Annotated in this window: 18 protein-coding genes and 2 tRNA genes; 2 read left to right on the top strand and 18 right to left on the bottom strand. The window is 66.9% G+C overall.

Annotated elements, in window-relative coordinates:
- Positions 1-14 precede the first annotated feature (14 nt).
- The 11 genes from infB to rlmE form a co-directional block, all read right to left on the bottom strand.
- Complete coding sequence (gene infB / locus RAN53_RS08015; RefSeq protein WP_305796290.1) at positions 15-2,537, bottom strand: translation initiation factor IF-2; 2,523 nt, start codon at positions 2,535-2,537, stop codon at positions 15-17.
- A 117-nt stretch (positions 2,538-2,654) separates the two neighbouring features.
- Positions 2,655-4,145: a transcription termination factor NusA gene (gene nusA / locus RAN53_RS08010; RefSeq protein ID WP_305796289.1), complete on the bottom strand. Its 1,491-nt coding sequence runs from the start codon at positions 4,143-4,145 to the stop codon at positions 2,655-2,657.
- 82 nt (positions 4,146-4,227) lie between these two features.
- Entirely contained in the window at positions 4,228-4,689 is a 462-nt protein-coding gene (gene rimP, locus RAN53_RS08005) for a ribosome maturation factor RimP (RefSeq protein ID WP_305796288.1), read from the bottom strand.
- Between the two features lie 241 nt (positions 4,690-4,930).
- Positions 4,931-5,007 (bottom strand) — tRNA-Met (locus RAN53_RS08000).
- 129 nt (positions 5,008-5,136) lie between these two features.
- Positions 5,137-5,223, bottom strand: a tRNA-Leu gene (locus tag RAN53_RS07995).
- 30 nt (positions 5,224-5,253) lie between these two features.
- Complete coding sequence (secG, locus tag RAN53_RS07990; protein ID WP_305796287.1) at positions 5,254-5,613, bottom strand: preprotein translocase subunit SecG; 360 nt, start codon at positions 5,611-5,613, stop codon at positions 5,254-5,256.
- A 4-nt stretch (positions 5,614-5,617) separates the two neighbouring features.
- The gene (gene tpiA / locus RAN53_RS07985) at positions 5,618-6,367 is read right to left on the bottom strand and encodes a triose-phosphate isomerase (RefSeq protein ID WP_305796286.1); all 750 of its coding nucleotides are present in this window, start codon (positions 6,365-6,367) and stop codon (positions 5,618-5,620) included.
- Between the two features lie 74 nt (positions 6,368-6,441).
- Positions 6,442-7,800: a phosphoglucosamine mutase gene (gene glmM, locus RAN53_RS07980; protein WP_305796285.1), complete on the bottom strand. Its 1,359-nt coding sequence runs from the start codon at positions 7,798-7,800 to the stop codon at positions 6,442-6,444.
- Entirely contained in the window at positions 7,800-8,648 is an 849-nt protein-coding gene (gene folP, locus RAN53_RS07975; RefSeq protein WP_414842966.1) for a dihydropteroate synthase, read from the bottom strand. The genes glmM and folP overlap by 1 nt, the downstream gene beginning before the upstream one ends.
- A gap of 101 nt (positions 8,649-8,749) precedes the next feature.
- Positions 8,750-10,735, bottom strand: a complete 1,986-nt coding sequence (gene ftsH, locus RAN53_RS07970; RefSeq protein WP_305796284.1) for an ATP-dependent zinc metalloprotease FtsH — start codon at positions 10,733-10,735, stop codon at positions 8,750-8,752.
- A gap of 212 nt (positions 10,736-10,947) precedes the next feature.
- Positions 10,948-11,607, bottom strand: a complete 660-nt coding sequence (gene rlmE, locus RAN53_RS07965) for a 23S rRNA (uridine(2552)-2'-O)-methyltransferase RlmE (protein WP_305796283.1) — start codon at positions 11,605-11,607, stop codon at positions 10,948-10,950.
- 167 nt (positions 11,608-11,774) lie between these two features.
- Here rlmE and RAN53_RS07960 point away from each other — a divergent pair, with 167 nt between their 5' ends.
- A complete protein-coding gene (locus RAN53_RS07960) occupies positions 11,775-12,101 on the top strand; it encodes a YhbY family RNA-binding protein (RefSeq protein WP_305796282.1) in 327 nt (108 codons plus the stop codon).
- Positions 12,102-12,294: 193 nt separating this feature from the next.
- Here the strand turns inward: RAN53_RS07960 and greA are convergent, their stop codons facing one another.
- From greA to RAN53_RS07930, 6 genes are all read right to left on the bottom strand, one after another.
- Positions 12,295-12,771 (bottom strand): transcription elongation factor GreA, encoded by a 477-nt coding sequence (greA, locus tag RAN53_RS07955; RefSeq protein WP_305796281.1) that lies wholly within the window; start codon positions 12,769-12,771, stop codon positions 12,295-12,297.
- The gene (carB, locus tag RAN53_RS07950; protein WP_305796280.1) at positions 12,768-15,998 is read right to left on the bottom strand and encodes a carbamoyl-phosphate synthase large subunit; all 3,231 of its coding nucleotides are present in this window, start codon (positions 15,996-15,998) and stop codon (positions 12,768-12,770) included. Before carB ends, greA begins: the two co-directional genes overlap by 4 nt.
- Before the next feature lie 60 nt (positions 15,999-16,058).
- Entirely contained in the window at positions 16,059-17,207 is a 1,149-nt protein-coding gene (gene carA, locus RAN53_RS07945) for a glutamine-hydrolyzing carbamoyl-phosphate synthase small subunit (protein ID WP_305796279.1), read from the bottom strand.
- 249 nt (positions 17,208-17,456) lie between these two features.
- A complete protein-coding gene (gene dapB, locus RAN53_RS07940) occupies positions 17,457-18,287 on the bottom strand; it encodes a 4-hydroxy-tetrahydrodipicolinate reductase (RefSeq protein ID WP_305796278.1) in 831 nt (276 codons plus the stop codon).
- A 65-nt stretch (positions 18,288-18,352) separates the two neighbouring features.
- Positions 18,353-19,258, bottom strand: coding sequence for a DMT family transporter (locus RAN53_RS07935; protein WP_305796277.1), 906 nt, complete (start codon positions 19,256-19,258; stop codon positions 18,353-18,355).
- On the bottom strand, positions 19,255-19,533 hold the full coding sequence (locus RAN53_RS07930; protein WP_305796276.1) for a DUF2218 domain-containing protein: 279 nt from the start codon (positions 19,531-19,533) through the stop codon (positions 19,255-19,257). The genes RAN53_RS07935 and RAN53_RS07930 overlap by 4 nt, the downstream gene beginning before the upstream one ends.
- 146 nt (positions 19,534-19,679) lie before the next feature.
- On the opposite strand from RAN53_RS07930, the gene RAN53_RS07925 reads away from it, so the two are divergent.
- On the top strand, positions 19,680-20,624 hold the full coding sequence (locus RAN53_RS07925; protein WP_305796275.1) for an HNH endonuclease: 945 nt from the start codon (positions 19,680-19,682) through the stop codon (positions 20,622-20,624).
- A 79-nt stretch (positions 20,625-20,703) separates the two neighbouring features.
- Here RAN53_RS07925 and dnaJ read toward each other — a convergent pair whose 3' ends face one another.
- On the bottom strand, positions 20,704-21,858 hold the full coding sequence (dnaJ, locus tag RAN53_RS07920) for a molecular chaperone DnaJ (RefSeq protein ID WP_305796274.1): 1,155 nt from the start codon (positions 21,856-21,858) through the stop codon (positions 20,704-20,706).
- Between the last annotated feature and the right edge of the window lie 63 nt (positions 21,859-21,921).

The following is a 21,921-nucleotide window of genomic DNA, read 5'->3' as shown; positions in this document are numbered from 1 at the left end:
GACTCCTCGAGCCCTTAGAGGGTCCGCTCGACCTTGACCTGATCGAAGACCTCGATCTTGTCGCCGACCTGGACATCGTTGTAGTTCTTCACGCCGATGCCGCACTCCATGCCGTTGCGCACTTCCTGGACATCGTCCTTGAAGCGGCGCAGCGACTCGAGCTCGCCCTCGTAGATCACCACGTCGTCGCGCAGCACACGGATCTTCTTGTTGCGGTGCACGCTGCCCTCGATGACCATACAGCCGGCGATGGCGCCGATCTTGGGTGCACGGAAGACGTCGCGGACCTCGGCCACGCCGACGATCTCTTCCTTCCACTCCGGCGCCAGCATGCCGGTCATCGCCTGCTTGACCTCATCGATCAGCTGGTAGATGACGCTGTAGTAGCGCAGGTCGAGGCCTTCGCGCTCGATGATCTCGCGGGCGGCGGCGTCGGCACGCACGTTGAAGCCGATCACGATGGCCTCGGAGGCCAGCGCCAGGTTGGCGTCGGTGCCGGTGATGCCACCCACCCCGGAGGAGACCACGGCCACTTCCACTTCGTCGGTGGAGAGCTCTTCCAGTGCGCCCTTGATCGCCTCCAGCGAGCCCTGGACATCGGCCTTGAGCACGATGGTGAGCTTGGCGGCGACGTCCTGGCCCATCTGGCTGAACATGTTCTCCAGCTTGGCCTTCTGCTGGCGCGCCAGGCGCACCTCGCGGTACTTGCCCTGACGGAAGTTGGCGACCTCGCGGGCCTTCTTCTCGTCGGCCAGCACCATGAAGTCGTCACCCGCCTCGGGGGTACCGTCGAGACCCTGGATCTCCACCGGCATCGCCGGCCCGACCTCGTCGACCTGCTTGCCGAGCTCGTTGGTCAGGGCGCGCACGCGGCCGTAGTGCAGGCCGGCGAGCACGATATCGCCCTTCTTCAGGGTGCCGTTCTGGACCAGCACCGTGGCCACTGGGCCGCGGCCCTTGTCCAGGCGCGACTCGACCACCACGCCCTTGCCGGGCGCCTCGGGCACGGCCTTGAGCTCGAGCACCTCGGAGACCAGCAGCACCGCCTCCAGCAGCGCGTCGATGCCCTCGCCGGTCTTGGCGGAGACGTGCACGAACTGGGTGTCGCCACCCCACTCCTCGGAGATGACGCCGTGCTGCGAGAGCTCATTCTTGACGCGATCCGGGTCGGCGGACTGCTTGTCGATCTTGTTGACGGCGACCACCATGGGCACGCCGGCGGCCTTGGAGTGCTCCACGGCCTCGATGGTCTGGGGCATCACGCCGTCGTCGGCGGCCACCACCAGGATGACCACGTCGGTGGCCTTGGCACCACGGGCACGCATGGCGGTGAAGGCCGCGTGCCCGGGGGTGTCCAGGAAGGTCACACCGTGGGAACCGTTCACCTTCTCGGCGGCGACATGATAGGCGCCGATGTGCTGGGTGATGCCGCCGGCCTCGCCGGTGGCCACCTTGGCCTGGCGAATATGGTCGAGCAGCGAGGTCTTGCCGTGGTCGACGTGACCCATGACGGTGACCACCGGGTCACGGGTAAGCTCCTCACCCTCGTAGGAGATGCTCTCCAGCACCTCCTCTTCCAGCGCATCGTCCTTGACCAGCTTGGGCTTGTGGCCCATCTCCTCGACCACGATGGCCGCGGTGTCCTGATCGATGGTCTGGTTGATGGTCACCGCGGCGCCCATGGTGAACATGGTCTTGATGACTTCGTTGGCCTTGATCGACATCTTGTCGGCCAGGTCGGCCACGCTGATCGACTCGGGGATCGAGACCTCGCGGACGATCGGCTGGGTCGGCTTCTGGAAGCCGTGCTTGCCGCCGCCCTGGGTGCTGCCACCGCGGCGACCGCCACGGCGCTCGGCGCGCTTGACCTTCTTGCCGCCGCCACGACGCCGCTCCTCGCGATCGTCGTCGTCACGCTCATGGCGACCCTTCTTGGCCGCGGCCTTCTTGGGCGGCGCGGTACGCCGATCCGAACGACCCTCCTTGGGGGGGGCCGGCGGCTCGTCGGAGGGTGCCGGGGTCTCGAGCTCGGGCACCGGAATGTCGGGCACCTCGGCAGCCTTCTGAGCCTCGAGCTTGGCGGCGGCCTCCTGGGCTGCCTGCTCCGCGGCTTGTGCCTTGGCCTCCTCGGCCTCGCGTGCCTCCTTGGCGGCCTGGGCCTGCTGGGAATCGGCCATGTCGCCGACCAGCTGACGCGGCCCGGTGTCCTGCACCGGCTCCGGCTTGCTCTCTTCCTCGGCGCGCTTGACGTAGGTGCGCTTCTTGCGCACCTGCACCTCGATGGTCTTGCCACGCTCACCGGTGTTGATGCGACTGCGCGTCTTGCGCGTCAGGGTGATGCGGTTCTTCGGCGCGGCCTTCTCGGCGTCGCCGCCATGGCTCTTGGTCAGATAGTCGAGCAGCTGACGCTTGTCCTCCTCGGACACGGCATCGCCCTCGGACTGGTGCTTGAGCCCGGCTTCTTTCATCTGTTCCAGCAGGCGGGGAACGTCGCGTCCCACCTTGACTGCAAAATCCTTAACGGTCATGTCTGACATGTAGACCCTCCTGAGCCCGTGACCCCAATTCTGTTCGCTTCGAATACTGCCGGTCCGAGCGCGGGGCATCGGACCCTTGTCTGCACGCTATTCGCCTTCGAGCGGTTCGTATGCGAACTACTCGTTCTCAAACCAGGGCGCACGGGCAGTCATGATCAGTGACGCGGCACGCTCCTCGTCAATGCCCTCGATATCCAGCAAGTCATCGACGGACTGCTCGGCCAGATCCTCCATGCTGACGATCCCGCGGCTGGCCAGGATGAAGGCCAGGTGGCGCTCCATGCCTTCCATCTCCAGCAGGTCGTCGGCCGGCTGGGCACCGTCCAGCTCCTCCTCGGAGGCGATGGCGAGGTTGAGCAGCTCATCCTTGGCGCGAGCGCGCAGCTCCTCGATGGTCTCCTCGTCGAACTCCTCGATCTCGAGCATCTCCTCGACCGGCACGTAGGCGATCTCCTCCAGGGTGGTGAAGCCCTCCTCCACCAGCAGGCGCGCTACGTCGTCGTCGATGTCGAGATGCTGCACGAAGTGCTCTACCAGGCTGTCGATCTCCTGGTCGCGCTTGTCCTCCGCCTCGGCCTCGGTCATGACGTTGATCCGCCAGCCGGTGAGCTCGGAGGCCAGGCGCACGTTCTGGCCGCTGCGGCCGATGGCCTGGGCCAGGTTGTCCTCGGCGACGGCCACGTCCATGGCGTGGGCATCCTCGTCGACCAGGATGGAGGCGACGTCCGCCGGCGCCATGGCGTTGATCACCAGCTGGGCCGGGTTGTCGTCCCACAGCACGATATCCACGCGCTCGTTCTGCAGCTCCGAGGAGACCGCCTGGACCCGCGAGCCGCGCATGCCGACACAGGCGCCCACCGGGTCGATGCGGCGATCGTTGGTCTTCACGGCGATCTTGGCCCGCGAGCCCGGATCGCGGGCGGCGCCCTTGATCTCGATGAGCTGCTCGGCGATCTCCGGGACCTCGATGCTGAACAGTTCGATGATCAGCTCGGGACAGGTGCGCGACAGGATCAGCTGCGCACCGCGCGCCTCCGGGTCGACCTTGGTCAGCAGGGCGCGCACCCGCTCGTTCATGCGATAGCGCTCACCGGGGATCATCTCGCTGCGCGGCAGGAACGCCTCGGCGTTGTCGCCCAGGTCGATGATCAGGCCGTCGCGTGTGGTCTTCTTGACGATGCCCGAGACCAGCTCGCCCTCGCGGTCGGCGTAGAGGCGGACCACCTCGGCCCGCTCGGCCTCGCGGACCTTCTGCACGATCACCTGCTTGGCGGTCTGGGCGGCGATGCGGCCGAAGTCGGCGTTCTCGATCTTCTCCTCGACCACGTCGCCCAGGCCCAGGGGCGGGTCACGACGCTCGGCGAAGGTGAGCTTGATCTGGTGGTCGGGGCCGTCGAAGTCATCGTCCTCGATCACTTCCCAGCGGCGGAAGGTCTCGTAGTCGCCGGTGCTGCGATCGATATGCACCCGCACGCTGGCTTCCTCGTCCTCGAAGCGCTTGCGCGACGCGCTGGCCAGGGCCGCCTCGACGGCCTCGAAGATCACCTCGCGGGGAACTCCCTTCTCGTTGGAGATCGCATCGACGACCGCCAGAATCTCTTTACTCATGCCTTTGCCTCGCCAGAAAACCTGTTCTCGAGCTGTTGCTCAACATGCCTCCCCGGGGGAGGCCGAATCCTTGAACCGCGGGCTAGTCCTCGAAACGGGGCACCACGCGGGCCTGATCGATGCCATCGACGGGGAAGCAGTACTCCTCCCCATCGACCTGCAGCAGCACCTCGTCGCCCTCCACCCCGGCCAGCAGGCCCTGGAACTTGCGGCGTCCCTCGAAGGGCGCGCGCAGCTTCAGGGCCACCTCGTGACCGCGATAGCGCGAGAACTGATCGAGGGTGAACAGCGGGCGATCCATCCCTGGAGAGGAGACTTCGAGGCGGTACTCGCCGTGGATCGGATCCTCCACATCGAGCAGGGCACTGACCTGGCGGCTGATGTCCGCACAGTCGTCGACGTTGATGCCGTCATCGTGATCGATGTAGATCACCAGGCGCGAGTGCTTACCCTGGGAGAGAAGGTCGATGCCCCACAGCTCGAAGCCCATGGCGGTGACCACGGGGTCGATCAATGCGTGTAGCGCTGCATCCTTGGTAGCCACGGAATAGACTCCTACAGCCGTTGCATCAGGCACCTGGCCGGGAGTGAACTGGGAAGTCAGGTGGCTGATTGGCATTGCCCGGAACAGTGCCCTGGCGCCTGGCGCCCTGGGCAAGCTGCTAACAAAAAGCCCCTTCACAGGAAGGGGCTTTCACAAGAAACCTGTAGACCACTCCGGCTATCTGGCTACCCCTTCATACGAACATGACCGAGTCACTGTTCGACAGGCACCTGCCGGAAGATGGTAGCGGGGACCGGATTTGAACCGATGACCTTCGGGTTATGAGCCCGACGAGCTACCAGACTGCTCCACCCCGCATCAATCTAGGTCGGTGATGTTACACGCGACTGACGAATCCGTCAAGAGGCGTACACCGCGTTGCCAATCCTGCTTCTGAAGGATCGTCGACACTCGCCAAACTTGCCATGAGCGCCGCGATGAATCAGATGGTGCCGAAGGCGGGACTTGAACCCGCACGACCGTAAGGTCACTACCCCCTCAAGATAGCGTGTCTACCAATTCCACCACTTCGGCATCAGGGGAGGCTGGAAACTGCGCAGCGAACTACTCGTCGCTACCCTCCAGCACTGGCGCAGCATTATCCATGCTCGAGCCCTCGTCGTCAAGGGTCGGCACGCTGTTCTGCTGCTCGATCAGCCGCGAGTCGGGAATTCCCGCCTCGGGGGCGTCGCCGGCCTGGGTGGCGAACCAGGCCAGGGTCAGGGAGGTGGCGAAGAAGGCCGCCGCCAGCAAGGCGGTGAACTTCGCCAGGAAGCCGCCGCTGCCGCGGGAGCCGAACACGGTCTGGGAGGCACCGCCACCGAAGGCGGCACCGGCCTCGGCGCCCTTGCCCTGCTGCAGCAGGATCAGGACGACCAGGGCGATGGCGATCGCCACGTGGATCATGAGAATGGCAACTTGCATGGAATCAACCTGCTGACTGACAGATGGCTAGGAAATCGTCGACCTTGAGCGAGGCACCGCCCACCAGGCCGCCGTCGATATCGGGCTGGGCAAGCAGCTCGGCCGCATTGCCCGCATTCATGCTGCCGCCGTAGAGCAGCCTCAGTTTCGCCGCCAGGTCGCGATCGAAGCCGGCCTGGTAGTCGCGAATGCCGGCCATGACCTCCTGGGCCTGCTCCGGCGTCGCGGTACGGCCGGTACCGATGGCCCATACCGGCTCATAGGCGATGATCACGCGCTCGCGCTGTTCCGGCTCCAGCCGCGCCATCACGTAGCCGACCTGGCGCAGCACCACTTGCATGGTATGGCCGGCATCGCGTTCCTCGAGGGTCTCGCCGACACACAGCACCGGCGTGATCTCGACGCCGAGGGCGGCCAGCAGGCGGTCGTGCACCTGCTCGTCACTCTCGCGGTAGAGCTGGCGACGCTCGGAGTGGCCCACCAGCGCATACTGGACATCGAACTCGCGCAGCATACGCCCGCTCACCTCGCCGGTATGGGCGCCGGAGTGGAGCGGATTGAGCGTCTGGGCGCCGAGCCGCAGCGGCGTCTCGGCGAAGGCACGCCGCGCCGCCTCCAGATAGGGATAGGGCGGAAAGATCGCCGCTTCCAGCGAACTCGGCAGCGCGACACTGGAGAAGGCTCGTCCGAAGGCCTCGACCAGCTCGGTGGAGCCGTTCATCTTCCAGTTGCCGGCGATCAGCGGCGTGCGCATCGACTGTCCTCTTTCAAGGTGGAGCGAAATGGTATAGGAGAGGCCCTGTCAAGACAACCGGTGGTCGTGCGCGCTCAGGCCTCGAGCAGCGCCTCGACCCGCGCGGCGAGACGCCGTGCCAGGCCATCCACGTCCAGGTGCGGGCGCCCCTCGACCATCACCCGGATCAGCGGCTCGGTACCGGAGGGTCGCAGCAGCACCCGCCCCTCCTCGCCGAGCTCGGCCTCGACCTCGCTCACCGTCTCCTGGAGCGCCGGCATCGCCATCACCGCCCGGGCGTCGCTGCCCGGGGTGAGGCGCACATTGACCAGCGCCTGGGGCGCCTTCTCCAGCCCCGCCAGCAGGCGGCTCAGCGACTGCTGCTCGCGGACCATGATCGCCAGTACCTGCAGCGCCGAGACGATGCCGTCGCCGGTGGTCTGCACATGGCCGCAGACGATATGCCCGGAGGACTCGCCGCCCAGCTGCCAGCCGTTGGCGGCCAGCCGCTCCATCACGTAGCGGTCGCCTACCTTGGCGCGCTCGAAGGGCACGTCCATCGCCTCGAGTGCCGCGGCGAGGCCGAAGTTGGACATCAGGGTGCCGACCACGCCGCCGCCGAGCTCGCCGCGGACCTGGCGGTCCCGGGCAATCAGGTAGAGGATGTCGTCGCCGTCGATCTCGCGGCCGTCGCTGTCCACCAGCAGCACGCGATCGCCGTCGCCGTCGAAGGCCACACCGAGGTCGGCGCCCTTCTCCAGAACCGCCTCGCGCAGCGCGGCGGGGTGAGTCGACCCCACCTCCTGGTTGATGTTGAGGCCGTCGGGGGTGGCCCCGATCAGGCTGACCTCGGCGCCCAGCTCGCGGAACACGCTGGGGGCGATGTGGTAGGTGGCGCCGTGGGCGCAGTCCAGCACCACCTTGAGGCCGGCGAGGCTGACCCGGTCGGGAATGGTGGACTTGCAGAACTCGATGTAGCGGCCGGGGGCGTCGTCGACCCGCATCGCCTTGCCCAGGCGGTCCGGCGCCACGGTGGTCAGCGGCTCCTCGAGCATGGCCTCGATGCGCGCCTCGACCTCGTCGGCCAGCTTGGTACCGGCGGCGGAGAAGAACTTGATGCCGTTATCCTGGAAGGGGTTGTGCGAGGCCGAGATGACGATACCCGCATCGGCGCGGAAGGTGCGCGTCAGGTAGGCGATGGCGGGGGTGGGCATCGGACCCAGCAGCATCACATCCACGCCGGCGGCGGAGAGCCCGGACTCCAGCGCCGACTCGAACATGTAGCCGGAGATGCGGGTGTCCTTGCCGATCAGCACCCGGCAGCGGCGCTTGGCATTGCGCGAGGCGAGCACGCGACCGGTGGCCCAGCCCAGCTTGAGCATGAAATCGGCGGTGATCGGCGGCTCGCCCACCGTGCCGCGAATGCCATCGGTTCCGAAGTAACGTCGAGCCATCAGCAACCCTCCTTGAGTACGGCCCAGGTCATGTTCACCGCATCCACGCTGGGGGCCACGTCATGGACGCGCAGGATGCGGGCGCCGCGCTCCACCGCCAGCGACGTCAGCGCCAGGCCGCCGGGCAGGCGCTCCTCCACCGGACGCTCCAGCACCTTGCCGATCATGCTCTTGCGCGACATCCCCACCAGCAGCGGCAGCTCGAGCTCGTCGAGGCACGCCATGCGATTGAGCAGACGCAGGTTGTGCTCCACCGTCTTGCCGAAGCCGAAGCCCGGGTCGAGCAGCAGGCGCTCGCGGCGCAGGCCGGCGGCCTCGCACTCGGCGACGCGGGCGGCGAGATAATCGGCCACCGCCTCCTCGATGGGCACATCATAGCGGGGCGCCTGCTGCATGTCTTGGGGCTCGCCCTGGCGGTGCATCAGACACACCGGCAGCCCGCTGCCGATGGCCGCGGCCAGGGCACCCTCGCGCTCCAGGGAGCGCACATCGTTGATCAACCCCGCGCCCAGGGCGGCGCTCTCGCGCATCACCTCGGGGCAGCTGGTGTCTACCGAGACCAGGGCGTCGAGCTCGCGCACCAGCGCCTCCACCACCGGCGCCACGCGATCGAGCTCCTCCTGGGGCGAGACCGAGTCGGCCCCCGGGCGGGTCGACTCGCCGCCGACATCGATCAGCGCCGCGCCTTCCGCCAGCATCCGCTCGGCATGGCGCAGGGCGTCGTCCAGGGCCACATGGCGGCCGCCGTCGGAGAAGGAGTCGGGGGTGACATTGAGGATCCCCATGACGCGGGGATAGGAGAGGTCGAGCCGGTGTCGGCCGCACATCAGGGAAGCTGTAGGGTTCATCTTCGCTCGGCTGGTATGGGAAAGGGGGTAGAGAAAGGGGATGGGCCAGAAAGGCAAAGGCGCCCCCGCGGGGGCGCCTGATTGAGAGTGGCGCGGCGGGCTCAGGAGCCGGCGGGCCCGCCCAGCGGGTCGGAGGGCCGCCGCCGCGGCTCTTCGTCATCATCCTCGTCGCCGTCGACCTGTTCCGGCTCGTCGGGGGTGGCCTCGGCCTCGGGGGTCTCGGTCACCGGGGCGCCGGGGCCGGAGGAGTCGCCGTCCTCCCAGTCCTTGGGCGGTCGCGGCGTGCGCCCGGCCATGATGTCCTTGAGCTGGTCGGCATCGATGGTCTCGTACTTCATCAGCGCGTCGGCCATGGCGTCGAGCTTGTCGCGATTCTCCTCGAGGATGCGCTGGGCCTCGGCATAGCAGCCATCGATGACCTTGCGCACCTCCTTGTCGAGCTTGGAGATGGTCTCGCCGGACTTGAGCTTGCCGCCCTGGCCGGGACCGCCCATGAACTGGTGGGACTCGTCCTCGTCGTACATGATCGGGCCCATCTCCTCGGAGAGACCCCACTTGGCGACCATGTTGTGGGCCAGCTCGGTGGCACGCTTGATGTCGTTGGAGGCACCCGTGGTCACCCCGTTGGGCCCCAGGGTCATCTCCTCGGCGATGCGGCCGCCGAACAGCGAGCAGATCTGACTGATGATCTGCTGGCGCGACAGGCTGTAGCGGTCCTGCTCGGGCAGGAACATGGTCACGCCCAGGGCGCGGCCCCGCGGGATGATGGTCACCTTGTAGACCGGGTCGTGCTCCGGCACCACCAGGCCGATGATGGCGTGGCCCGACTCGTGATAGGCGGTGTTGAGCTTCTCCTTCTCGGTCATGACCATGGAGCGACGCTCGGCGCCCATCATGATCTTGTCCTTGGCCATCTCCAGCTCTTCCATGCCCACCAGGCGCTTGTTGCGGCGCGCGGCGAACAGCGCCCCCTCGTTGACCAGGTTGGCCAGGTCGGCGCCGGAGAAGCCCGGTGTGCCGCGGGCGATCAGCGACGGCTTGACGTCGTCGGCCAGCGGGACCTTGCGCAGGTGCACGTTGAGGATATGCTCGCGACCGCGGATATCGGGCAGCGGCACCACCACCTGGCGGTCGAAGCGGCCCGGACGCATCAGCGCGGGGTCGAGCACATCGGGACGGTTGGTGGCGGCGATGACGATGATGCCCTCGTTGGCCTCGAAGCCATCCATCTCCACCAGCAATTGGTTGAGGGTCTGCTCGCGCTCGTCGTTGCCGCCGCCCATGCCGACCCCGCGGGAGCGACCCACGGCATCGATCTCGTCGATGAAGATGATGCAAGGCGCCTGCTTCTTGGCCTGCTCGAACATGTCACGCACGCGGGAGGCGCCCACGCCGACGAACATCTCGACGAAGTCGGAGCCGGAGATCGAGAAGAACGGTACCTTGGCCTCGCCGGCGATGGACTTGGCGAGCAGCGTCTTGCCGGTACCCGGCGGGCCCACCATCAGCACCCCGCGGGGGATGGTGCCACCCAGGCGCTGGAACTTGGTGGGGTCGCGCAGGAAGTCGACCAGTTCCTCGACCTCCTCCTTGGCCTCGTCGCAGCCGGCGACGTCGGCGAAGGTGGTCTTGATCTGATCCTGGGAGAGCAGCTTGGCCTTGGACTTGCCGAAGCTCATGGGCCCGCCCTTGCCAGCGCCACCACCCTGCATCTGGCGCATGAAGAACATGAAGATGGCCAGGATCAGCAGGATCGGGAAACTGGCGATCAGCAGCCGCATCCACAGGCTCTGCTGCTCGGGCTCCTTGCCCACCACGGTGACATTGCTGGAGAGCAGGTCGTCCATCAGCTTGGGATCTTCCGCCGCCGGGCGGATGGTCCGGAACTGCGAGCCGTCGGTACGCTCACCGGTGATGGTATAGCCATCGATGGTGACGCTGCGTACCTGCTCGTTCTGCACCTGCTGGACGAACTGTGAGTAGTTCATCGCCTGGGGTGCACTATCGACACTGAAGTTGTTGAACACCGTCAGCAACACCGCCGCGATGACCAACCACAGGATCAGGTTCTTCGCCATATCGTTCAAGGGACTACCCTCAATATCTGAAATCTGTCGGCCGCAGGGGCCTGGCACCTTGGACACTACAGGAGCCGGCCGCGTTCGGCCACCGCTCGCCCGGCGGTCCACCGCAGCAGGCACTGTGACACACTTTGTTCTGGGCTGTCCGGCAATCGCCCCGGTAGACCAGGGCTATCGAGACCGTTTGATCCCATCGCATCGCCCGATGAATCGGGCTCCTACCCGCGAAAGCCCTGCGCCAGCAGGTAGACCTCACGGGAGCGCGCCCGCGAGGCGCCCGGCTTGCGCGTCACCACCCGGGTGAAGCGCTCACGCAGGCTCTTCAGGAATTCGTCGAAGCCCTCGCCCTGGAACACCTTGGCCAGGAAGGTGCCGCCGGGGCGCAGGGTCTGGCCGGCCAGGTCCAGCGCCAGCTCCACCAGGTACATCGCCTGGGGCTGGTCGATGGCGGCCATGCCACTCATGTTGGGGGCCATGTCGGACATCACCAGGTCCACCGGGCGGCTGCCGAGGGTGGCGAGGATCGCCTCGAGCACGGCATCCTCGGTGAAGTCGCCCTGGATGAAGTCGACCCCGGCCAGGGCATCCATCTCGAGGATATCGGAGGCGATCACCACTCCCTCGGGGCCCACCTTCTCGGCCGCCACCTGGCTCCAGCCGCCGGGTGCCGCCCCCAGGTCGATCACCGTCATGCCCGGCGCGAGGAGCCGATCCTTCTCATCGAGCTCGAACAGCTTGTAGCTGGCCCGCGAGCGATAGCCCTCCTGCCAGGAACGCTGCACATACTGGTCGTCGAAGTGCTCCTTCAACCAGCCCTTGCTGGTCTTGCTGGCGGAGTGCTTGCCGGAGGCGGGAGATGGGGTGCGAGAACGAGCCACGGCATCACCTGGAACGTTGCGGGGGTGTGACTGGCGCGGGGCGGAATACGGTACTGTAGCGCCGAGGAATGGCCGGTCAGCCCGGCACTTTTGCCGAAGACGTTTTCGGCGTGACGAATTGCGCGTACCATGGCTGGCTGCGCGCAACCGAGAAGACGCAAGATACCATGAGCTTGTCACAGGCACAAAAGAAAGCATTTCGCAGCATCGGTCACCACCTGAACCCGGTGGTAATGATCTCCGAGAACGGCATCTCCGAAGGAGTGCTGGCGGAGCTCGACCGGGCCCTCAACGATCACGAGCTGATCAAGGTGAAGTTCGCCCTGCCGGAACGCGACGAACGCGGCGCCATGCTCGACGAGCTTGTCGCGGCAAGCGGCGCCGAACTGATCCAGAAGATCGGCAAGATGGCGCTGCTCTATCGGCGCAATCCCCAGGCCAACCCCAAGCTCTCCAACGTCCAGCGTTACGAGGGGCATCACGGGCGGCACTGAGCGGCCAAGCGGCCAAGCGGCCAAGCGGCCAAGCGGCCAAGCGGCCAAGCGGCCGATAATAGAGCACAGTGACAAAGAGAAACCCCGCCGACCGGAGTCTGCGGGGTTTCTTCTTGCCTGGCGTCTGCCTCTGCACCCGCCGCCCGTCATCGAGCGGCTTGGCGCTTGCGGCTAGGCGCTTGGCGCTTGGCGCTTAGAGGTGCTCCACGCTCGAGATCTCGTATTCCACGTCGCCACCGGGGGTCTTGACCACCACCACGTCGCCCTCCTCCTTGCCGATCAGGGCGCGAGCGATGGGCGAGGTCACGGAGATCAGGCCCTGCTTGATGTCGGCCTCGTCCTCGCCGACGATGCGGTAGCTCACCTCCTCGTCGGTATCGAGGTTGAGCAGCCCCACGGTGACACCGAAGATCACCTTGCCGGTCTGGGGCAGTCGGGTGACGTCGATTACCTGGGCGCTACCCAGCTTGCCCTCGATCTCCTGGATGCGCCCCTCGATGAAGCCCTGCTGCTCGCGGGCCGCATGGTACTCGGCGTTCTCCTTGAGGTCGCCGTGCTCACGGGCCTCGGCGATGGCGGCTATCACCCTCGGACGCGCCTCGCTCTTGAGCTGCTCGAGCTCCTTGCGCAGGCGCGACTCTCCGGCGACGGTCATCGGGACCTTGTTCATTGTGCAGCTCCTGCATGCAGTTCCTGTAGCCGCCGCACCGTGATCTCGTTGCCGTACTCGAGCGCCAGACAAACGGCATTGGCCCCCGCCAGGGTGGTGGCGTAGGGAACCTTGCGAGCCAGCGCGGTGCGACGGATCACCGAGGAGTCGTTGATCGCCTGGCGACCCTCGGTGGTATTGACGATGTAGGCGATCTCGTCGTTCTTGAGCAGATCGACGATATGCGGGCGGCCTTCGAAGACCTTGTTCACGACCTCGACGTCGATACCGGCGGCCTCGAGGGCCGCGGCGGTACCGCGGGTCGCGCACAGCGTAAAGCCCAATGTTACCAGAGAACGGGCCACCTCGATAACACCCGCCTTGTCCGGCTCGCGCACCGAGAGGAACGCCTTGCGCGGCCCGGACAGCGGCGGAATCGCCTCGCCGGCGCCCAGCTGCGCCTTGTAGAAGGCCTCGGCGAAGGTGTCGCCCGAGCCCATCACCTCACCGGTGGACTTCATCTCCGGCGACAGGATGGGGTCGACCCCCGGGAACTTGTTGAACGGGAAGACCGCCTCCTTGACGCTGAAGAAGTGCGGCACGATCTCGCGGGTGAAGCCCTGCTCCGCGAGGCTGGTGCCGGCCATGCAGCGCGCGGCGATCTGGGCCAGGGAGGTACCGATGCACTTGGAGACGAAGGGCACGGTGCGCGAGGCACGCGGGTTGACCTCGATGATGTAGATCTCGCCGTCCTGCCAGGCCAGCTGCACGTTCATCAGGCCCTTGACGCCGAGCTCCACCGCCATCTGCCGGACCTGCTCACGCATCGCGTCCTGCACCTCGGCGGGCAGCGAGTAGGGCGGCAGCGAGCAGGCGGAGTCACCGGAGTGCACGCCGGCCTGCTCGATGTGCTGCATGATGCCGCCGATCACCACTTCCTTGCCGTCGCTGACCGCGTCGATGTCGATCTCGATGGCGGCGTTGAGGAAGTGGTCGAGCAGCACCGGCGAGTCGTTGGAGACCTTGACCGCATGGGTCATGTAGTTCTCGAGCTCGGAGGCGTCGTAGACGATCTCCATGGCACGCCCGCCCAGCACGTAGCTGGGGCGCACCACCAGCGGATAGCCGATGGTCTCGGCCTTGGCGAAGGCCTCCTCGAAGCTGCGCGCGGTGGCGTTGGGCGGCTGCTTGAGGCCCAGCTTGTCGATCATCTGCTGGAAGCGCTCGCGGTCCTCGGCGCGGTCGATGGCGTCCGGGGTGGTGCCGATGATCGGCACGCCGGCGGCCTCCAGCTCGCGGGCCAGCTTCAGCGGGGTCTGGCCGCCGAACTGCACGATCACGCCGACCGGCTGCTCCTTGTCGGCGATCTCCAGCACGTCCTCCAGGGTCACCGGCTCGAAATAGAGGCGGTCGCTGGTGTCGTAGTCGGTGGAGACGGTCTCCGGGTTGCAGTTGACCATGATGGTCTCATAGCCGTCATCGTGCATGGCGAAGGCGGCGTGGACGCAGCAGTAATCGAACTCGATGCCCTGGCCGATGCGGTTGGGCCCGCCGCCCAGCACCATGATCTTCTGGCGGTCGGAGACCTGGGCCTCGCACTCTTCCTCGTAGGTGGAGTACATGTAGGCGGTATCCGAGGCGAACTCCGCCGCACAGGTGTCGACGCGCTTGTAGACCGGGCGGATGCCGGCCTTCTGGCGGGTCTTGCGGAACTCCTTCTCCGAGACGCCGAGCAGCGCGGCCAGGCGGGCATCGCTGAAGCCCTTGCGCTTGAGGCGGAACAGCTCACGCTTGTCGAGTTCGGAAAGCGAGCGCCGGGCCACCTCGGCCTCGGTGGCGACCAGGTCCTCGAGCTGGACCAGGAACCACGGATCGATGTTGGTCAGCGCGAAGATCTCGTCGCGACCCATGCCGGCACGCATGGCATCGGCGATGAAGAAGATACGCTCGGCGCCGGCGGCCTGCAGCTCGCCCTTGATATGCGCCATGCCGTCGGCGTCGAAGCGGGTGACCTTGGGGTCGAGGCCGTCGTTGCCGGTCTCCAGGCCGCGCAGCGCCTTCTGCAGGGACTCCTGGAAGGTGCGCCCGATGGCCATCACCTCGCCCACCGACTTCATCTGGGTGGTCAGGCGGTCGTTGGCCTGGGGGAACTTCTCGAAGGTGAAGCGCGGGATCTTGGTGACCACATAGTCGATGGAGGGCTCGAACGACGCCGGGGTGCGCCCGCCGGTGATGTCATTCTGCAGCTCGTCCAGGGTGTAGCCCACCGCCAGCTTGGCAGCGATCTTGGCGATCGGGAAGCCGGTGGCCTTGGAGGCCAGCGCCGAGGAGCGCGACACCCGCGGGTTCATCTCGATCACCACCATGCGCCCGGTCTTCGGATCCATGCCGAACTGCACGTTGGAGCCGCCGGTCTCGACGCCGATCTCGCGCAGCACCGCCAGCGAGGCGTCGCGCATGATCTGGTATTCCTTGTCGGTCAACGTCTGGGCCGGGGCCACGGTGATGGAGTCGCCGGTGTGCACGCCCATGGGGTCGAAGTTCTCGATGGCGCAGACGATGATGCAGTTGTCGTTCCTGTCACGAACGACCTCCATCTCGTACTCCTTCCAGCCCAGCAGCGACTCGTCGATCAAGAGCTCATGGTTGTTGGAGAGCTCGAAGCCGCGCTGGCAGATCTCCTCGAACTCCTCCTTGTTGTAGGCCACGCCGCCGCCGGAGCCGCCCATGGTGTAGGAGGGGCGGATGATCACCGGGAAGCCCAGGTCCCCCTGGATGCGCCAGGCCTCTTCCATGCTGTGGGCCACCTCGGCCTTGGGGCACTCCAGGCCGATGCGCTTCATGGCCTGGTCGAAGAGGTCGCGGTCCTCGGCCTTGTTGATGGCATCGGCGTTGGCGCCGATCATCTCCACGCCGTACTTGGCCAGCACGCCGTGCTTGTCCAGCTCCAGGGCGCAGTTGAGCGCGGTCTGGCCGCCCATGGTGGGCAGGATGACGTCGGGGCGCTCGGCCTCGATGATCTTCTCCACCGCCTGCCAGGTGATCGGCTCGATGTAGGTGGCATCGGCCATGGCCGGGTCGGTCATGATGGTGGCCGGGTTGGAGTTGACCAGGATGACCCGGTAGCCCTCCTCACGCAGCGCCTTGCAGGCCTGGGCGCCGGAGTAGTCGAATTCGCACGCCTGGCCGATGACGATGGGGCCGGCGCCAATGATCAGGATGCTCTGGATGTCGGTACGCTTGGGCATGGTGCTTCCCGCTGAAAAGGGTGACGAGTGGCGACGTGACGGTGGCGATTTCCCCCGGGCTCAGGCCTGGCGGGTGCGCATCATCTCGACGAAACGATCGAACAGCGGCGCGACGTCCCGGGGCCCGGGGCTCGCTTCCGGGTGACCCTGGAAGCCGAAGGCCGGGCGGTCGGTGCGCTCGATCCCCTGCAGGGTGCCGTCGAACAGCGAGCGATGGGTGGCCCGCAGGTTGGCCGGCAGGCTCGCCTCGTCGGCGGCGAAGCCGTGGTTCTGGCTGGTGATCATCACTTTACCGGTATCGAGGTCCTGCACCGGGTGGTTGGCACCGTGGTGGCCGTGGCCCATCTTCACCGTCTTCGCCCCGCTGGCCAGTGCCAGCAGCTGGTGGCCCAGGCAGATGCCGAACAGCGGGATCTCGGTCTCGAGGATCTCGCGGATCGCCTGGATGGCGTAGTCGCAGGGCTCGGGGTCGCCGGGGCCGTTGGCCAGGAAGATGCCGTCGGGGGCCATGGCCAGCACCTCGGAAGCCGGGGTCTGGGCCGGCACCACGGTCAGGCGGCAGCCGCGGGAGGCGAGCATGCGCAGGATGTTGCGCTTGACGCCGAAGTCGTAGGCGACCACGTGGAAGGGGCGCTCATGCTGGGTAGTGTCGGCATAGCCTGCGCCCAGGGCCCACTCGCCCTCGCTCCACTCGTAGGGGCTCTGGCAGGAGACCACCCTGGCCAGGTCCATGCCCTTGAGGCCCGGGAAGGCCCGGGCAGCGGCCAGGGCGCGCTCCACGGCGTCCTCGCCCTCGGCATCCGAACCGGCCAGGATCGCGCCGTTCTGGGCACCCTTGTCGCGCAGGATGCGGGTCAGGCGGCGGGTATCGATCTCGGCGATGCCCAGCACGTTCTGGCTCTTGAGGTAGTCGGAGAGGGTCTGCTCGCAGCGGAAGCTGCTGGCCGTAAGCGGCAGGTCGCGGATCACCAGGCCGGCGGCGGCGATGGCGCCGGACTCCACGTCCTCGGCGTTGACGCCGGTGTTGCCGATATGCGGATAGGTGAGGGTGACGATCTGTCGGGTGTAGGAGGGATCGGTCAGGATCTCCTGATAGCCGGTCATGGCCGTATTGAACACCACCTCACCGCTGGTCTGTCCATCGGCACCGATGGCCGTGCCGTGAAATACGCTTCCGTCTTCCAGGGCCAGTATCGCGGGTCTGTTCAATGCAACGTCCTCCCAGGTTTTTAGAGAGAGCTATCGAGACAGCTCGTCAAGGCATACTGCTTACCGGTGGCCGGCCCGCAAAAAAGCGGGACGAAACCCGATGGTGACCGGTTTCATCCCGCTTGTTGTCATTCGCTCGGAACTGGTTCGCTCAGAACAAAGGGCCGAAGCAACAAGCGCTGAGAAGGGGCTTTCGCCCAGGCGCCCGGCCAAAATTTTCGGGATATTACAGGAAACGCCGCCCAGCGGCTACCCCCGAGGCTCAGAGCCCGAGCCTGTGAGGCCCAACACATCCTGCATCGCGTAGCGGCCGTTGCCCTGGCCGGCCACCCAGCGTGCGGCGCGCACCGCCCCCTTGGCGAAGGTCATGCGGCTCGACGCCTTGTGGGTGATCTCGATGCGCTCGCCCTCGGTGGCGAACATCACGGTGTGCTCGCCGACGATATCCCCGGCGCGCACGGTGGCGAAGCCGATCTCCTTGTCGCTGCGCGGCCCGCACTGCCCCACCCGCTCGAAGACACCATGCTCCTTGAGGGTGCGGCCGAGGCTCTCGGCCACCACCTCGCCCATCTTGAGCGCGGTGCCAGAGGGGGCATCCACCTTGTGGCGGTGGTGGGCCTCGATCACCTCGATGTCGTAGCCCTCGTCGCCCAGCGCCCTGGCCGCGGTCTCCAGCAGCTTGAGGGTCAGGTTCACCCCCACGCTCATATTGGGGGCGAAGACGAAGGGCAGCTGCTCGCGGAAGGCGTCGAGCTCGGCCAGCTCCTCGTCGGAGAGGCCAGTGGTGCCGATCACCATGCGCTTGCCGTGGGCGGCGCAGAACGCCAGGTTGGCGAGGGTGACCCGGGGCGCGGTGAAGTCGATCAGCACATCGAAGTCATCGACGATGGCATCCAGCGCATCCACGGCGCTCACGCCCACCCGGCCGACCCCTGCCAGCTCGCCGATATCGGCGCCGACCAGCGTACTGCCCGGCTCGACGATGCCCCCCGCCAGGGTGGCGCCGTCATCCTGCTGTACGGCGTTGACCAGGGTGCGGCCCATGCGGCCGGCGACGCCGACGATGGCAATACGGGTCATGAGGACTCCTGTAGAAACGGTAGCGACTCGACAATGCGCAGCAGTATACCAGAGGCGAGCCGCCGTCAGCCGCTCGTCCCGCTACCGCGCATCAGCAGCGCCATGGCCAGGAGCACCGCCAGGCTGCCGGGCAGCCACACCCAGCCGATCCGCTCGGGGGAGCCGGCGAAGAGCAGCAGCATGGAGACGAAGGGCACCAGGTAGCCGTAGGCGGTGACCGTCCCCGGCGTCAGCGCCGCGGTGGCCCGCTGCATCAGCCAGAAGGTGAGCGCGCTGGAGCACAACCCCAGATAGACCAGCAGCACCAGGTCGAGGGGGCGCATGGTCGCCAGGCGTCCCACCGGCTCGATGGCGAGGCCGGCCAGGCCAACCAGCACGCCCCCCAGGCCCAGGCTCCAGAAGGTACGCACCGCCGCCGACTCCGGCAGGCGGCCACTGGCCAGCCCCCAGCGGCTGAGCACCGGATAGAGCGCCGTGGAGAGGCAGCCCAGGAAGAACACCGCCTCGCCGATGCCGAACTGCAGGCGCCCGCCCTGGACCAGGGATTCGGCGAAGGCCAGGCCCAGCGCCCCCGTCGCCCCCAGCCCCAGGGTCAGCGGCAGCCGCCAGGCCAGCCGCTCCACGCCGAAGCCCAGCCCCAGCAGGAAGGCCAGCAGCGGCACCGTGACGAAGAGGGTGGCCATGGAGAGCGCCGTGGCGTGGTGCGCGGCCCAGAACATGGCCGCGAAGAAGCCCGCCAGGCAGAGCCCCATCAGCGCATAGAGCGGCAGATTCCGCCCGCGGGGCAGGAAGTCGGGCGAGCGCCTGGCCAGCACGAAGAGGCCGGCGCAGGCGATGGCGAAGCGCAGGGCGGTGAGCAAAAGCGGCGGCAGCTCGCTCATCAGCCCCACGACGGGGAAGGAGAGCCCCACCAGTGCCGCCCACAGCAGCATGCCGAGGTGGGCACCGCGAGAGGTAATGCCCTGGCTCACGCCTCCCAGACGATATCCAGCTCGACGCCCTTGAGCTCGTCCAGCGCGTTGTCGACCTGGCCTTCGAGGGTATTGTGGTGATCATCGTCGACCGCCTCGACCACCACCAGCAGTCTGTCCGGCTTGGCCTGCAGATAGCAAGTCCCGTTATCGAACTCGACGCGCACCGGGTCGCCGGCGCGATCCACCTCCTTGGCATCCGACCAGCGCTCACACAGCTGGTCGATCAGGGCCGCCGCATCGTCGGCGAGCAGCTCGGCGCGAGAAATGGGCATGACGCGAATCTCCTGCAGGAATGTCAGGCCTCCAGACTATGCGACTGCCCCCGCCGCCGCCAAGCACCATCTTTCAACCCTGAGCCCAGGCGACGGGCGACATGCTACCTTGCCAGGGTCGACACCGGGACGAAGGAGGGAAGCGCATGGAAGAGACGCTGGCATGCCTGACACGGCTGAGGGTAGGGCATAGCAGGGGAAGAGCCGCCCCCAACAAGCCCTGCCTGATGCTGGCCATCATCTGCGAGATCCAGGCGGGACATATCACCTCGCCCCGGGTCGCCATAGATGACCGCCTGATCGGCCGCTACCACGACCTCTATGAGGCCGCCACGGGGAGCCGACAGTCTGCCAACCCTCAGCTTCCCCTCTGGCATCTGAGAAATGATCAGGGTCCAGCCGGACCTCTCTGGTCGCCTGAGTTCATGGGGAATCTTGGCGCCCTGGAGGCACAGCTCGGCCAACCAAGGTCCATGGCGCAGATCCATGAGCGCTTCAACACGGCCCTGCTGGACTCAACGCTATTCAAGGCACTGCAGAACGACCGGAACTCAAGGGAGGGCTGCGCCCTTCTGGTCACGCAATACTTCTCAGCCAACCCGAAAGCTCACGACGACCTGCATGCCTACCTGGCCATAACGCTGGAGAGTGGCAGCTACGAGCGGCACCCCGAGCGCCTCGCAGGCGGTGTGAAAGAGGAGAGCCAGCGATATGCCCGCTCCGCCGCCTTCCGCTCCCTGGTGCTGGAGGCCTACGACTACCGCTGTGCGGCGAGCCGACTGCGCTACATCACCCCCGACTACCGCTACCTCGTGGAGGCGGCGCACCTGGTGCCCTTCGCCGAGAGCCAGGATGACCGCCCCACCAACGGCCTGGCACTCACGCCCAACCTGCACTGGGCCATGGACAACCACCTGATCGCCCCGGGGCCGGATCATCGCTGGCATGTGAGCCCCACTGTGGATGCCCTGGTACCCGACAGCCGCTGGCTATGCGAACTCGACGGCCATCCGCTGGTACTGCCCCGCGATCCGCGCTGGCAGCCCGACCGCGACGCCCTGGCCTGGCGGCTCGACCACCTTCAGCGATGAGGCCGCCGTAGATACGGCAGGGCCCCGGCATCTGGCGATGCCGGGGCCCTGTCGTGCCGCCCTCGAGGCGTGATGCCGCTTAGGGCTTCATGTCCTCGAAGAACTTCTTCACGCCGTCGAAGAAGCCACTCTTCTTGGGCGAGTGGTGGGCGCTGTTGGTGCCGCCCAGGCTCTCCTGGAACTGGCGCAGCAGCTCCTTCTGCTCCTCCTTGAGCTTCACCGGGGTCTCGATCACCACCTTGCAGATCAGGTCGCCCGGGGCGCCGCCGCGCACCGGCTTCACGCCCTTGCCGCGCAGGCGGAAGAGCTTGCCGGTCTGGGTCTCGGGCGGGATCTTCAGCTTGACCCGTCCGCCCAGGGTGGGCACCTCGAGCTCGCCACCCAGCGCCGCGTCGACGAAGTTGATCGGCACCTCGCACTGCAGGTTGCGGCCGTCACGCTGGAAGATCGGGTGCGACTTGAGGTGCACCTGGACGTAGAGATCCCCCGGCGGACCGCCGTTGATGCCGGCCTCGCCTTCGCCGTTCAAGCGGATGCGGTCGCCGGTATCCACCCCGGCCGGGATCTTCACCGACAGGGTGCGGGTCTCGCGCACCCGGCCCTCGCCATGGCACTTGTGGCACGGCACCTTGATGTGCTGGCCGGAGCCATGACAGGTCGGGCAGGTCTGCTGCACGGCGAAGAAGCCCTGCTGCATGCGCACCTGGCCCATGCCGTTACAGGTCGGGCAGGTCTCCTTGCTGGAGCCCGGCTCTGCGCCCTCGCCGTCGCAGCGCTCGCACTCCACGTGGCGCGGCACGCGGATATCCACGCTGGTGCCGGCCACGGCGTCCTCGAGGTCGAGCTCGAGGTTGTAGCGCAGGTCGCTGCCGCGGGCCGGAGCGTTGGGATGACGCCGGCCACCGCCGCCGCCGAAGATATCGCCGAACACATCGCCGAAGATATCGCTGAAGCCACCGGCCCCGGCGCCTCCGCCGAAACCGCCGCCACCGAAGCCGCCGGCCTGGCCATCCACGCCGGCATGGCCGAACTGGTCGTAGGCGGCACGCTTCTCGCCGTCGCTGAGCACCTCGTAGGCCTCGGAGACCTCGCGAAACTTCTCCGCCGCACTGTCGTCATCCGGATTGCGGTCGGGGTGAAACTTCTGGGCGAGCCGGCGGTAGGCCTTCTTGATCTCTTTGGTATCGGCACCGCGCTCTACGCCCAGTACCTCGTAATAGTCGCGCTTGGACATGGGTCTGTCCGCCTCCGTCGCGGTCCCTCGGAAACACCAACGCGGGAGTCAGGCCCCCGCGCT

This window comes from Halomonas sp. SSL-5, from assembly GCF_030708455.1.
Lineage (GTDB): Bacteria > Pseudomonadota > Gammaproteobacteria > Pseudomonadales > Halomonadaceae > Halomonas.
The sequence above is the reverse complement of the archived record's forward strand: the minus strand, read 5'-3'. Positions and strand labels throughout refer to the sequence as shown.

Excerpts from the sequence above, each read along its gene's own strand:
- nusA (WP_305796289.1), bottom strand. The coding sequence starts at position 4,145 with ATGAGTAAAGAGATTCTGGCGGTCGTCGATGCGATCTCCAACGAGAAG.
- secG (WP_305796287.1), bottom strand. The coding sequence starts at position 5,613 with ATGCAAGTTGCCATTCTCATGATCCACGTGGCGATCGCCATCGCCCTG.
- infB (WP_305796290.1), bottom strand. The coding sequence starts at position 2,537 with ATGTCAGACATGACCGTTAAGGATTTTGCAGTCAAGGTGGGACGCGAC.
- dnaJ (WP_305796274.1), bottom strand. The coding sequence starts at position 21,858 with ATGTCCAAGCGCGACTATTACGAGGTACTGGGCGTAGAGCGCGGTGCC.
- glmM (WP_305796285.1), bottom strand. The coding sequence starts at position 7,800 with ATGGCTCGACGTTACTTCGGAACCGATGGCATTCGCGGCACGGTGGGC.
- folP (WP_414842966.1), bottom strand. The coding sequence starts at position 8,648 with ATGAACCCTACAGCTTCCCTGATGTGCGGCCGACACCGGCTCGACCTC.
- RAN53_RS07960 (WP_305796282.1), top strand. The coding sequence starts at position 11,775 with ATGAGCTTGTCACAGGCACAAAAGAAAGCATTTCGCAGCATCGGTCAC.
- RAN53_RS07925 (WP_305796275.1), top strand. The coding sequence starts at position 19,680 with ATGGAAGAGACGCTGGCATGCCTGACACGGCTGAGGGTAGGGCATAGC.
- carB (WP_305796280.1), bottom strand. The coding sequence starts at position 15,998 with ATGCCCAAGCGTACCGACATCCAGAGCATCCTGATCATTGGCGCCGGC.
- RAN53_RS07930 (WP_305796276.1), bottom strand. The coding sequence starts at position 19,533 with ATGCCCATTTCTCGCGCCGAGCTGCTCGCCGACGATGCGGCGGCCCTG.
- greA (WP_305796281.1), bottom strand. The coding sequence starts at position 12,771 with ATGAACAAGGTCCCGATGACCGTCGCCGGAGAGTCGCGCCTGCGCAAG.
- tpiA (WP_305796286.1), bottom strand. The coding sequence starts at position 6,367 with ATGCGCACGCCGCTGATCGCCGGCAACTGGAAGATGAACGGCTCCACC.
- dapB (WP_305796278.1), bottom strand. The coding sequence starts at position 18,287 with ATGACCCGTATTGCCATCGTCGGCGTCGCCGGCCGCATGGGCCGCACC.